This is a genomic window from Aeromonas sp. R5-4 (genome assembly GCF_040908215.1).
Lineage (GTDB): Bacteria > Pseudomonadota > Gammaproteobacteria > Enterobacterales > Aeromonadaceae > Aeromonas > Aeromonas veronii.
Genome location: NZ_JBFODG010000014.1, coordinates 58,139 through 71,463, shown reverse-complemented (window position 1 = coordinate 71,463; position 13,325 = coordinate 58,139). Strand labels below are relative to the sequence as shown.

General features: G+C 60.2%; 7 protein-coding genes. 6 read left to right on the top strand and 1 reads right to left on the bottom strand.

Annotation, left to right across the window (positions count from 1 at the left end):
• The first annotated feature begins 53 nt into the window (after positions 1-53).
• Positions 54-1,481, top strand: a complete 1,428-nt coding sequence (lpdA, locus tag AB5Y83_RS05855) for a dihydrolipoyl dehydrogenase (RefSeq protein WP_005336123.1) — start codon at positions 54-56, stop codon at positions 1,479-1,481.
• 124 nt (positions 1,482-1,605) lie between these two features.
• Positions 1,606-2,568, top strand: coding sequence for a sensor domain-containing diguanylate cyclase (locus tag AB5Y83_RS05850; protein WP_368174844.1), 963 nt, complete (start codon positions 1,606-1,608; stop codon positions 2,566-2,568).
• 96 nt (positions 2,569-2,664) lie between these two features.
• On the opposite strand, the gene AB5Y83_RS05845 is transcribed toward AB5Y83_RS05850, so the two are convergent.
• Positions 2,665-4,575, bottom strand: coding sequence for a methyl-accepting chemotaxis protein (locus tag AB5Y83_RS05845; RefSeq protein ID WP_100654743.1), 1,911 nt, complete (start codon positions 4,573-4,575; stop codon positions 2,665-2,667).
• 234 nt (positions 4,576-4,809) lie between these two features.
• Between AB5Y83_RS05845 and AB5Y83_RS05840 the strand changes: the two genes are divergently transcribed.
• From AB5Y83_RS05840 to AB5Y83_RS05825, 4 genes are all read left to right on the top strand, one after another.
• On the top strand, positions 4,810-7,071 hold the full coding sequence (locus AB5Y83_RS05840; RefSeq protein ID WP_368174896.1) for a patatin-like phospholipase family protein: 2,262 nt from the start codon (positions 4,810-4,812) through the stop codon (positions 7,069-7,071).
• A 229-nt stretch (positions 7,072-7,300) separates the two neighbouring features.
• Positions 7,301-9,898 carry a bifunctional aconitate hydratase 2/2-methylisocitrate dehydratase gene (acnB, locus tag AB5Y83_RS05835; RefSeq protein WP_368174843.1) on the top strand — a complete coding sequence of 866 codons (2,598 nt, stop codon included), beginning with the start codon at positions 7,301-7,303 and terminating at the stop codon, positions 9,896-9,898.
• Positions 9,899-10,178: 280 nt separating this feature from the next.
• A complete protein-coding gene (locus tag AB5Y83_RS05830; protein WP_151286539.1) occupies positions 10,179-11,765 on the top strand; it encodes an EAL domain-containing protein in 1,587 nt (528 codons plus the stop codon).
• 162 nt (positions 11,766-11,927) lie between these two features.
• Entirely contained in the window at positions 11,928-13,322 is a 1,395-nt protein-coding gene (locus AB5Y83_RS05825) for a D-arabinono-1,4-lactone oxidase (RefSeq protein ID WP_368174842.1), read from the top strand.
• Positions 13,323-13,325: the final 3 nt, after the last annotated feature.

Below are 13,325 nucleotides of genomic sequence, written 5' to 3'. Positions count from 1 at the left end.
TTTCGGTATAAGACTGCGCTGTCCGGGGATATAAGAACGACAAAGAGGTCATGATGAGTAAAGAAATCAAAACCCAGGTCGTAGTACTGGGTGCTGGCCCTGCCGGTTATTCCGCTGCTTTCCGTGCAGCCGATCTGGGTCTGGATACTATTATCGTCGAGCGTTACTCCACCCTGGGTGGCGTCTGCCTGAACGTGGGCTGCATCCCCTCCAAGGCGCTGCTGCACGTTGCTAAAGTGATTGAAGAAGCCAAGGCGCTGGCCGAGCACGGCATCGTCTTCGGTGCACCGCAGACCGACATCGACAAGATCCGTCTGTGGAAAGAGAAGGTTATCAACCAGCTGACCGGCGGTCTGGCTGGCATGGCCAAGATGCGTAAAGTTCAGGTTGTTAACGGCTTGGGTAAATTTACCGGCCCGAACACCCTGGAAGTGGAAGGTGCCGACGGCAAGACTACCGTGACCTTCGACAACGCCATCATCGCGGCCGGTTCCCGTCCGGTGAAGCTGCCGTTCATCCCCCACGATGACCCGCGCGTATGGGACTCTACCGATGCGCTGGAGCTGAAAACCGTTCCCGGCAAACTGCTGGTTATCGGTGGCGGCATCATCGGTCTGGAGATGGGTACCGTTTACTCCTCTCTGGGTTCCGAGATCGATGTGGTGGAATTTGCCGACCAGCTGGTTCCGGCTGCCGACAAAGACATCGTCAAGATCTACACCAAGCGTGTGGCCAAGAAATTCAACATCATGCTGGAGACCAAGGTCACCGCAGTTGAAGCGCGCGAAGACGGCCTGTACGTCTCCTACGAAGGCAAACACGCCCCGGCCGAGCCGGTTCGTTACGACAACGTGCTGGTTGCCGTAGGCCGTGTGCCGAACGGCAAGATGCTGGATGCCGAGAAAGCTGGCGTTGCCGTGACCGAACGCGGTTTCATCGAGGTGGACAAGCAGCTGCGTACCAACGTGGCGCACATCCACGCCATCGGTGACATCGTGGGCCAGCCGATGCTGGCACACAAAGGTGTTCACGAAGGTCACGTTGCCGCTGAAGTGATCGCCGGCAAGAAGCACTACTTCGACCCGAAAGTGATCCCGTCCATCGCCTACACCGAGCCAGAGATGGCCTGGGTTGGTCTGACCGAGAAGGAAGCCAAGCAACAGGGCCTGAACTTCGAAGTCGCTACCTTCCCGTGGGCTGCTTCCGGTCGCGCCATCGCGTCCGACTGCTCCGACGGTATGACCAAGCTGATCTTCGACAAGGAGAGCGGCCGAGTCATCGGTGGTGCCATCGTCGGTACCAACGGTGGTGAACTGCTGGGTGAAATCGGTCTGGCCATAGAGATGGGGGCTGACGCCGAAGATATCGCGCTGACCATCCACGCTCACCCGACTCTGCACGAGTCCGTGGGTCTGGCTGCCGAAGTGTTCGAAGGCTCCATCACCGACCTGCCGAACGCCAAGGCCAAGAAGAAAAAGTAATTTTCTTCCCCGCTTGTCTAAAAAGCCGCTCGAATGAGCGGCTTTTTGTTTTCTCCTTGCTGCCCCGACTTCGACAAAGCCCAATATGCTAAAGATAGGTTTTGGCACTGATGAGAGAGGCACGATGCTAGAAGCACCCATTCCACCCGATGAGGTATTGCGGTTGGAGACCCTGCGGCGGCTCTCTTTGCTGGATTCCGAGGCCGAGGAGCGGTTTGATCGGCTGACCCGCATGGCCCGACGGGTGTTCAATGTCCCCATCGCGCTGGTGAGTCTGGTGGATGAAGATCGCCAGTGGTTCAAATCCTGTATCGGTCTGGAGGTCCGTGAGACTGCCCGGGACATTTCGTTCTGTGGCCACGCCATCATGGGCAATGAGACCTTCATCGTGCCGGATGCTTCGCAGGATCCCCGCTTTGCCGACAATCCGCTGGTGGTGGGGGGGCCCGGCATCCGCTTCTATGCCGGACAGCCACTGCGGATCGCCAACGGTTGCAAACTGGGGACGCTCTGCATCATCGATACGGTGCCACGGGAATTGAGTGAGGAGGATGTGGGGCTGCTCAAGGATCTGGCGGCGATGGTGGTGCGGGAGCTCGAAGCGGTGCAGCTGGCCACCATTGATGAGTTGACCTTGATCTCCAATCGGCGCGGGTTCGTGATGCTGGCGGAGAAGAGCCTCTCGCTGGCCAGTCGCTTGCAGATGCCACTGGCGCTGCTCTATCTGGATCTCAATGGCTTCAAGGGGATCAACGATCGGTGGGGGCATGCAGAAGGGGATCGGGCTCTGATCGCCTTTGCCGCTCTGCTCAAGCAGGCTTTTCGTGGCGCAGACGTGTTTGCCCGTATGGGCGGCGATGAGTTCGCCGTCCTGTTGCCCAATGTGGTGGAGGCGCAGGCGCAACTGGCCTATGAGCGTTTCAATGCCATCTTGGCCGAGCACAATCAGCACAGTGGTTGCGGCTATGCGCTGACCTGCAGCACCGGGATTGTCTGCTATGACGGGCACGGCTGTGTCTCCCTGGCCGAGCTGCTCACCCGCGCGGATGAGCTGATGTATCAGCGCAAACGGGATGGCAAGGGCTGACGGCTATGCCGGATTAGTCGCCACCAAAACAACAGAGAGCGCCACGGCGCTCTCTGTTGTTGATGGCTTAGGTCAAGGTCAAGGTCAAGGTCGGGGTCAGAGTCGGAAGTTGCCAACCAGCTTGTCCAGCTGACCGGAGAGCTGCTGCAGGCTGCGGCTTGATTCGGTCAGCTGGTGGGCGATATCGGCGGTCTCCATGGTGAGCTGGTTGATATCTTCCACGTTGCGGTTGATCTCGCCGACCACGCTCGACTGCTCCTCGGTGGCGGTGGCGACCTGGATATTCATGTCGTTGATCTGGGTAATGTGGGCGGTGATCTGGCCGAGGGCGGCGTTGGCCTCATCGGCCTGGCTCACCACCTCCAGACTCTGGTTACGCCCCTGCGCCATGGCGCTGACGGCGCGGGCACTCTGCTCCTGCAAGCGGTTGATCATCCCCTGGATCTCGGCAGTCGAGGCGGCGGAGCGGTTGGCCAGATTGCGCACTTCATCTGCCACCACGGCGAAACCGCGACCCTGTTCACCGGCGCGAGCGGCCTCGATGGCGGCGTTCAATGCCAGCAGGTTGGTCTGCTCCGAGATACTGCGGATGGTTTCGAGGATGCTGCCGATGGAGTCGGTCTGGCTCGCCAGCGACTCGATAACCCCTGCCACCTGCTCAATCTCACCGGAGAGGTCGACGATGCCGTGGCGCGCCTGCGCTACCACTACTGCCCCTGCATCGGCCTGGTCGTTGGCTTGTCTGGCTACTTCGGCTGCCAGCGAAGCGTTACCGGCGATCTCGCTCACCGTGGCCCCCATTTCGTGGATGGCGGTGGCCACCTGCACAGTGCGGTCACGTTGGGCAGTACAGTTGTGCTGGGTCAGCTGCGCCTTGTTGGCCACCTCGTTGGCGGTGGCGGCGAGCTGGCGGGAGTTCTCCGCCACCTGCTCGATGGAGCCGTGGATCTTGGCGACGAAGTTGTTGAAGCCGGTGGCGACCTGACTCAGTTCGTCACGTCCTTCCACTTTCAGGCGCTGGGTGAGATCCCCATCGCCGCTGCCCAGCTCTTTGAACAGGCGGGCCAACTCGTTAAGCGGGCGGCTGACCGAGCCTGCCAGCAGCATCCCAATCAGACCCATAGCCAGCGCAATCACCAGCGAGATCATCAGGATCTCGTTGCGGGTCTGATCCAGCTCGGCATAGATCTCGGCTTCTGGCACCTGGGCCACCAGATACCAGTCGAGCAGCGGGATATAGCTGCTGGCCAGTACCATGGGCTCACCATTTACCTCGGCGTTGATAACGGCAAAGGGGCGTTTGGCCAGCAGGCTGCCGGTATCTCCGCTGGCAATGTTGCCAAGGGTGTCACGCTCGATGCGGTTGGCCTCGGGGTGCAGTTTCACTTTGCCGCTGCCATCGACCATAAAGACGATGCCACTCTCTTCCAGCCGGAAGTTGGAGACCATGGTCACCATGGTGTCGAGGGATTTGGCAAAGCCGGCCAGCCCGCGCCCGTTGAGCTGCTGGAAGTTGACGAACAGCTTCACCTCGCCGTTGCTCTCGCGGAAGATGCTGAGGGTCATCTCCTTCTGGCTCTTGGTGTAGTCATAGAACCAGGCATCTTGCGTGGGGGTCAGGTTGCGCAGAAAGCCATCCTGGTTGTAGTAGGCGGCGGTCTGGCGATCGGCGAAGGAGGCGGTCACCAGACCATACTGGTTGGCCACATCCTTGAGCTGGTTGATGAGGATTGGCTCCTGCTCTTTGGGCATGCCCCGATCCACCCAGTCGAGGATGAAGCGGTCGGTGGCCAGTTGGCGGGCGGCCTGGGCGATGCCGTGGAGATCCTGTTCAATCTCCTTGCTGATCCGCTGGGTCAGGTTGGGGAGCTCCTGTTCGAACATCCGGTTTTCGATCAGTTGCTGGGCCGAGCGTTGACTGAAGTAGCCTACCAGCAGGCAGGAGACGACCACGGCCAGGGTGACCGTGGCCAGTATTTTCTGTTTAAGAGTGAGGGTTGCCAGCATAAAGGTGCTCAAAAGGTTGAGATTGACGACCCTCATATTAGCGGCAGCGCGGCGCTACCCATGAGGCTTGCAGCCCTTTATTTGCGGATTACGTTTGCGCTCACAGGGGCGGCGGCTTGCCCCTTTGCCATGCTGCACTCGCGGGAGGCGGATTGACGGTTGCGCTAACTGCCGGGCCCCTTATAGTAGAGGCCATCCTTGGTGACTGACCCTCTGAATAATATGGAAAATATGATGCGTAGCTTAGGTGCGGGATGGACCCGTCTGCTTTTGGTGATGCTGGCGGCGATGCCGCTGCTGGCTGTGGCGGCACAGGGGGAGCGCCCAAAAATTGCGGTGGTGCTCAGCGGCGGCGGTGCCAAGGGTTCTGCCCATATCGGCATCCTCAAGGTGCTGGAGCAGAAACGGATTCCGGTCGACATCATAGTCGGCACCAGCATGGGCTCTTATGTGGCGGGGATGTATGCCATGGGGCTCAGTGCCGAGGAGGTGGAGCGCACCACTTTGGCCATCGACTGGAACAAGGGGTATCAGGACAAGGTGGGCCGCGACGAGCTGTCGCTGCGCAAAAAGCAGCAGAACGAGCAGTATCAGCTGCGCACCGACATCGGGGTGAATGGCGACACCACCCAGCTGCCGGACGGTTTCTTCCAGGGCCAATCCATGGCCAGCCTGCTGCGGGGGGCCACCTCCAACCTGCCGGTGCAGGAGAGCTTCGATGATCTCCCCATTCCCTATCGCGCCATGGCGACCGACATGGAGACGGTCACCCCCTTTGTGCTGGATCACGGCAGCCTTGCCAAGGCGATGCAGGCCTCCATGTCCATTCCCGGTGCCCTCAAGCCGGTGGAGTGGGAGGGGCACATCCTGGCGGACGGCGGCAGCGTCAACAACATGCCGGTGGATGTCGCCAAGGCGATGGGGGCCGATGTGGTGATCGCGGTGGATATCGGTGCCAAGCTGCGTACCCGGGAGTCCCTCAAGTCAGGGTTGGCCATGATCGACCAGCTCACCACCTACATGACCCAGGTGGGCACCGACAAGCAGAAGGCGCTGATGGGACCGAAGGATATTTTGATTGCCCCCGAGTTTGGCGATATGGGGATCGCCGACTTTGCCCGGATGCCGGAGGGGATCAAGGTCGGTGAGACGGCGGCTGACAAGGTGTCGTTGCAACTCGATAAGCTGTCGCTCACCAAGGCGCAGTACAACGCCTATCGCAACCAGAAGCTGAGCCGTCGTGCCGAGCGTAGCGGTCAGCCCGCCTACTTCATCGACAAGGTGGAGATCATCAACAAGTCGCGCCTCTCGGATGAGACGGTGCGCGCCATGCTGAAAGTGCGGCCGGACAAGGTACAGACCAACGAGAGTCTGGAAGCGGGCATTCGCCGCCTCTATGCCCTTGAGTCGTTCGATCGCATCACCTACGAGGTGGAGGAGCGTGACGGGGAGAATGTGCTGCTGGTGGACGCCAGCGAGAAGAACTGGGGGCCGGGCTACCTCAACTTCCAGTTCGGTTTCACCGATGACTTCGAGAACACCTCCAACTACAACGTCGGCATGTCCTATACCCTCACCAACGTCAACGAGTGGGGTGCCGAGTGGCTGACCGAGGCGTCGCTGGGCACGGCCAAACATATCAAGACCGACTTCTATACCCCGCTCGAACCCTCCCAGACCTTCTATGGTGAGGCGAGCCTGGCCTATGACCAGACCCTGCGCCGCCTGTTTTTCCCCAATCCGGATCCCGAGATGGTTTCGATAAGCTATCTCGACTCCGAATACTCCTTCTTCAGCGGTGATCTGGCGGTGGGCTGGAACCGCCAGCCCTGGAGCCGGTTGTCGATGGGGCTGGAGGGACAACTGGGCACGATTGATGTGAAGAACTTCAAGGGGCTGGAGATGGATGCCACGGCGTGGGGCCCCTATGTCCGCTTTGAACACGACAATCTGGATAGCCTCTATTTCCCCTATCAGGGGATGAAATGGGACATGAAACTGGGCCACTCCCACGTCAGTGTGGATGGGCTCGAGTCGGCAGATGGGCGCAGTGAAGGCTGGAATTATCAGCTCTCGATGATCAAGCCCTGGTCATGGGACAGGCACAGCCTCAACCTGATCCTCGAAGGGGGTGGCTCGGGCAGTGAAGAGGTGGTGCCGCTGCATATTCAGGATCTGGGCGGGCTGTTCCGCCTCTCGGGTTTCCAGCGCTACCAGTTGAGCGGTCGCTACAGCCTGTTTGGCGGCCTGCGCTACATCTATCGGGTGGCAGACAATGACTTCGGTGCCCTCAAGATGCCGCTCTATCTGGGTGGATCTCTGGAGCAGGGCGGGGTCTGGAACAAGGGTGAGGATATCAGTCTGGAGAGCTCCTTCACCGCCGGTTCGCTTTATGTCGGGGTGGAGAGCTTCCTCGGCCCTGTGTTCCTCGGCTATGGCATGGCGGAGGGGGGCAATGACGTCTTCTATCTGCAATTGGGCAGTACGTTCGAATAATGCCGAAATGATGCCAATTTGTTAACTCTGGTTGATGGCGTTCAATTAATTTTCAAAAAAAACCAATCTGTTTAATTGGTTACGATTTTGTGGTGAATAAGTAAACAGGGTTTGGATTTTAATTAGTCGTTAAAACTTATATAGTGGGGAGCACCCTACGGGGTGTCCCGCAAGGACGATCGCCGCGAGCGTGGGCGAACCCCAAAAAAAGACCAAAGAGGAATTAGTCGTGCTTGAAACATACCGTAAACACGTCGCAGAACGTGCCGCCGAGGGCGTGGTTGCCAAACCTCTGGATGCAGAGCAGGTCGCCGCCCTGGTAACGCTTCTCAAGAACCCGCCCGCTGGCGAAGAAGACTTTCTGAAAGAGCTGTTGTCCTCCCGTATTCCCCCCGGTGTTGATGAAGCGGCCTATGTCAAAGCCGGTTTCCTCACCGCCGTCGCCAAGGGCGAAGCCCACTCTCCCATCCTGACTGCCGCCGAAGCCGTTGAGCTGCTGGGCACCATGCAGGGTGGTTACAACATTCAACCGCTGATCGACCTGCTAGATCACGCCACTCTGGCGCCGCTTGCCGCCAAGGGGCTCTCCCACACCCTGCTGATGTTCGACTCCTTCCACGACGTGGAGGAGAAGGCCAAGGCGGGCAATGCTCACGCCAAGCAAGTGATGCAATCCTGGGCTGATGCCGAGTGGTTCCTCTCCCGCCCGGAGCTGGCCGAGAAGATCACCGTCACCGTGTTCAAGGTGACCGGCGAAACCAACACCGACGACCTCTCGCCGGCACCGGACGCCTGGTCCCGCCCGGACATTCCGCTGCACGCGCTGGCGATGCTGAAAAACGCCCGTCCTGGCATTAGCCCGGACAAGGATGGCGCCGTCGGCCCCATCAAGACCATCGATGCCCTGAAAGAGAAAGGCTTCCCGCTGGCCTATGTGGGTGACGTGGTCGGTACTGGCTCTTCCCGTAAATCCGCCACCAACTCGGTGCTCTGGTTTATGGGCGACGACATTCCGTTCGTGCCGAACAAGCGCGCTGGCGGTGTCTGTCTGGGTGGCAAGATTGCCCCGATCTTCTTCAACACCATGGAAGATGCCGGCGCCCTGCCTATCGAAGTGGATGTCTCCAAGCTGGAAATGGGCGATGTGATCGACATCTACCCGTTTGCCGGCAAGATCTGCAAACACGGCACCGAACAGGTGCTGGCGCAGTTTGAACTGAAAACCGACGTGCTGATCGACGAAGTGCGCGCCGGTGGCCGTATTCCGCTGATCATCGGTCGCGGCCTCACTGACAAGGCCCGCGAAGCGCTGGGTCTGCCGTTCTCTACCGTATTCCGTCGCCCGCAGCCGGTGGCCGATACCGGTAAAGGCTTCACCCTGGCCCAGAAGATGGTGGGCAAGGCGTGCGGCGTGAAGGGCATTCGCCCGGGCACTTACTGCGAGCCCAAGATGACCACGGTCGGCTCTCAGGACACCACGGGCCCGATGACCCGCGACGAGCTCAAAGATCTGGCCTGCCTCGGCTTCTCCGCCGATCTGACCATGCAGTCCTTCTGCCACACTGCCGCCTATCCGAAGCCCATCGACGTACAGACCCACCACACCCTGCCGGACTTCATCATGAATCGCGGCGGTGTGTCTCTGCGCCCGGGTGACGGCGTCATCCACTCCTGGCTGAACCGCATGCTGCTGCCGGATACCGTGGGTACCGGTGGTGACTCCCACACCCGTTTCCCCATCGGTATCTCCTTCCCGGCGGGCTCCGGTCTGGTGGCCTTCGCCGCCGCCACCGGCGTGATGCCGCTGGATATGCCTGAGTCCGTGCTGGTGCGCTTCAAGGGCGAGCTGCAACCGGGTATCACCCTGCGTGATCTGGTTCATGCCATCCCCTACGCCGCCATCCAGAAGGGGCTGCTGACCGTCGAGAAAGCGGGCAAGAAGAACATCTTCTCCGGCCGCATCCTCGAGATCGAAGGTTTGCCGACCCTGAAAGTGGAGCAAGCCTTTGAGCTGGCGGACGCCAGCGCCGAGCGCTCCGCTGCCGGTTGCACCATCAAGCTGGATAAAGAGCCGATCATCGAGTACCTGAAGTCCAACATCGTGATGCTGAAATGGATGCTCTCCGAAGGCTACGGCGACCCGCGCACCATCACCCGTCGCATCAAGGGGATGGAAGAGTGGCTGGCCAACCCGACCCTGATGGAAGCGGACAAGGATGCCGAGTACGCCGAAATCATCGAGATCGATCTGACCACCATCAAGGAGCCGATCCTCTGTGCGCCGAACGATCCGGACGACGCCCGTCTGCTGAGCGACGTGGCTGGCGACAAGATCGACGAGGTGTTCATCGGTTCCTGCATGACCAACATCGGTCACTTCCGCGCCGCCGGCAAACTGCTCGAGAAGTATCAGGGCGAGCTGCCGACCCGCATGTGGATCGCCCCGCCCACCAAGATGGACAAGGATCAGCTGACCGAAGAGGGCTACTACGGCATCTTTGGTCGCGTCGGTGCCCGCATCGAGATCCCGGGCTGCTCCCTGTGCATGGGTAACCAGGCGCGGGTTGCGGAAGGGGCCTCGGTGGTCTCCACCTCCACCCGTAACTTCCCGAACCGTCTGGGTAAAGGTGCCAACGTCTATCTGGCCTCTGCGGAGCTGGCCGCCGTTGCCGCCATCCTCGGCAAGATCCCGACCGTGGCGGAGTACCTGCAGTACGCCAAGGCGCTTGATGCCACTGCGGCAGATACTTACCGCTACCTCAACTTCAACGAGATCGCCTCCTACACCAAGAAGGCCGATGCGGTGATCCTGCAGCAAGCCGTTTAACTGAGTTCTTGCGCGATTTGCGCGATAAGAAGCCAATAATGCCGCGTATTTACGCGGCATTATTTATTTGTGTGTTATTCACGGTCTTTTTTGAAGATTGTTTGCACGATCCTTGCTAGAGAGATCCAACCACCTGTTTGGTGGTTCGTTTTATAAACGCTTTGGGTTATGTTGTTCGGTTATGTGCGGTAATGATGAGGCATCGTTATCGAGGGAAAGTGGATATCTGTTCACTGGGTGCTTGCGTTGGCAGGCCTGACGAATTGCGGCGTGGTTCTTTATGTTTCTGTTCAGGATCGATCTCTCCCGAACCGGGTTACGCTTCGGCGGTGCCTTGCTGGTCTTTACCCTGCCGCTGCTGGTGGGAGCTTGGCTCATCCACAGCAATTATGTGCAGGAGCTGAAAGCGGAATCCAGCGCCTCGGCCCACAAGGCCAGAACCCTGATGGAGTCGATGCTGGATCATGCGGAGCAGGCCAATCGCTCTGTGCTGCCTCTGGTGAATGCTCCCTGTCGCGACAACCTGCTGGTGCTGCGCAAGAAGGTCGCCATCGAGCCCTTCCTGCGTTCGGTCAATCTGGTGCGAAACGGCATCATCAATTGCACCTCGCTGTTTGGTGAGGCCAATGATGCCGATGATGGTTCCATCTACACCGGCCGCAAGCTGCTGCTGATGAGTGGCAACCGGGTGCGGCAAAATCACCCGCTGCTGGTGGTGCGCACCGAACAGGGCAAGGATGCCGCCTTGAGCGCCATCGACAGTACCCAGCTCAGCTTCATGCTCTCCATGAGCGGAAAATCCAGTGCGCTCTATCTGCAGGTGGGATCGGCCTGGCTCAATGAGTCTGGCCGCTATCTGAGCGAGGCGCCCACTCTCCATCGCGGGATCAGTCAGGCCCTCACCTCATCCCATTATCCTTTCACCATCCATGCCGGTTATGCCATGCCGGTCTACTGGAAGTCGCTGTGGGCCGCGCGGCATGTGGCGTTGTCGTGGCTGGCGTTTTCCTCGCTTTTGCTGGCCTGGCTGGTGTGGTGGGTGCTGGGGCGTCCCGGCTCGCCAACAGATGAGTTGCGACGTGCCCTGCGGGCCAGGGAGTTTGTTCCCTACCTGCAGCCGCTGATTGCCAGCCACGACGGCAAGATGATGGGCGCCGAGGTGCTGATGCGCTGGGAGCATGTCAATGAAGGGGTGATCCGGCCCGATCTCTTTATCCCGCAAGCGGAGGAGTCGGGACTGATCGTCCCCATGACCACCCATATCATGAAGCAGGTGGCGACCAGGTTGAACCGCTCTCAGGAGCAGTTGCCCGATGGGTTTCATATCAGTTTCAACATCAGCGCCGCCCATTGCCACGATTTTGCCCTGCTGGCCGAGTGTCGCGCCTTCCTCGGGCATTTCCTCCCCGGCAAGGTGGTACTGGTGCTGGAGCTGACTGAGCGGGAGTTGCTGATGTCAGATCCCCAGACACTCTCCCTGTTCCGCCAGCTGGACGAGATGGGGGTCAAACTCGCCATCGACGATTTTGGCACCGGCCACTCCAGCCTGGCTTACCTGCAGCAGTTTCATGTGGATTACCTCAAGATCGACAAATCCTTTATTGCCCGCATCGGTACCGAGTCGCTCTCGGAGCATATCGTGGATAACGTGATCGATCTGGCTACTCGCCTCGGTCTGGCGCTGGTGGCGGAAGGGGTGGAGAGCGAGCGTCAGGCTGACTACCTCAGGGCCAAAGGGGTCGACTATCTACAGGGATACCTGTTTGCCCGCCCCATGCCGCTGCGCCAGTTCTGCGAGGAGCTGCTGCCGGAAGAAGCACAAACCCGCCAGCCAGATGGGGTGCGAGGCATCCCGAATGCCACCTGATTTATCGGTGACAGACGGGCGGCCACGCTCCCCTCTGGCAGGGTAGGGGAGTGCTCTCTCCCTATCCCCCCTCGAGTGCAGGGGCTTGTTTTTCATGCCTTGCGGCTCGCTTTTCGGTAGAATCAGCGCTCATTTTGACGTCAGTAAAAGATGAGGCGCGGTATGACGGTTCAGTTCCAGGCATTTCACAGCATCAAGGCGATCGGTAATCGGGAGGTGCTGTTCAACTGGTCTAGAACCAATCCCCTCGGGGCGCTGGATCAGGTGTGGCGCCCGAAAACCCGCGACGAGTTGCAAATGCTGCTGCGGGAACACCCCGAGCGCAAGCTGCGCCTTATCGGCTCCGGCCTCTCCTTCGAACCCATCCACAGCGTCTATGCCGAGGGCCGTCAGGCGCTGCTGGTGGACTTGCTCCACCTGCGCGGCCAGCTGGCAAAAACTGACGATACCGTGACCTATCAGGCGGGGACGCCCCTCGATACCGTCTATGCCGAGCTGATCGCCATGGAGCGGATGCTGCCCGCATCCCCGGGCGTTATCGGCATCCAGACCCTGGGCGGTGCCCTCAGCACCGGCACCCACGGTCAGGGGCTGCACCAGTCAGCCCTGTGCGATGCGGTAGAGGCGATGACGGTGATGCTGGCCAGTGGCGAGATCATCCGGGTGGATCGCACCGATCCGCGCTTCGGTGCCTTCGTGATGGGGATGGGGATGCTCGGCATCCTGCTCGACGTCACCCTGCGCACCGTACCGAACCGCATTATGCGCTGCACCAAGTTCACCACCGATTACCCCTTCCTGCTGGAGCACAACGAACGGCTCAACCGCGAGCACGGTTTTGTGAAGAGCTGGTGGTTTGCCTGGACCGGTGAGAGCCACATCTGGCTGGTGGATCCCGCCTCCGAGGAGGAGGTTGCCCGCTATCGCGCCGGCGGCAGCGAGCCGCTGCTGCTGGATGGCGATATCGACGCCCGCATGAATGCCACCATTGATGCCACTTTGCAGAAGATGGCGAAAGACACCAAGGATGAGGCGCTGGCTGGCGAGCACTTCGAGACGGTGCGCCGCTTCAAGGATGCCTCCGATCTGGTGGGCAACGTCTACCAGATCCTCTGCAAGGGGATCCCGGCCCCCCAGATCAACTGCGAGGTGGCGGTGCCGCTGCATCGGATGAACGAGGCGCTGGAGACCCTGCAAGCCTGGCAGCAGGCCAACCCGGGCGTGCTGCACTACCCCTTTATCCTGCGCTGCACCGGCCCCTCCGAAGCCTGGCTCAGCGCCGCTTATGGCCAGTCGGTCTGCTGGATCGGTTTTCTGGTCTATCTGGCGGCGGACGGCACCTTCGTCAACGGCTCCATGGAGCAGATGCGCGAGCTGCAACAACTGCTGGCGCCGCTCGGCGGCATTCCCCACTTCGGCAAACATCTGGCGATGGATCTCTACGACTTTCCGGCCCTGCTGCCGCGCTGGAACGACTTCGTGGCGTTGAAAGCCGAGCTCGACCCCCACGGCCGCTTTGAAAACCGCTGGCTCAGCGACCTGTTTGCCAACCGGTAAGGA

Bases quoted from the DNA above. Each gene is read 5' to 3' on its own strand.
- AB5Y83_RS05850 (WP_368174844.1), top strand. From the start codon at position 1,606: ATGCTAGAAGCACCCATTCCACCCGATGAGGTATTGCGGTTGGAGACC.
- lpdA (WP_005336123.1), top strand. From the start codon at position 54: ATGAGTAAAGAAATCAAAACCCAGGTCGTAGTACTGGGTGCTGGCCCT.
- AB5Y83_RS05840 (WP_368174896.1), top strand. From the start codon at position 4,810: ATGCGTAGCTTAGGTGCGGGATGGACCCGTCTGCTTTTGGTGATGCTG.
- AB5Y83_RS05825 (WP_368174842.1), top strand. From the start codon at position 11,928: ATGACGGTTCAGTTCCAGGCATTTCACAGCATCAAGGCGATCGGTAAT.
- AB5Y83_RS05830 (WP_151286539.1), top strand. From the start codon at position 10,179: ATGTTTCTGTTCAGGATCGATCTCTCCCGAACCGGGTTACGCTTCGGC.
- AB5Y83_RS05845 (WP_100654743.1), bottom strand. From the start codon at position 4,575: ATGCTGGCAACCCTCACTCTTAAACAGAAAATACTGGCCACGGTCACC.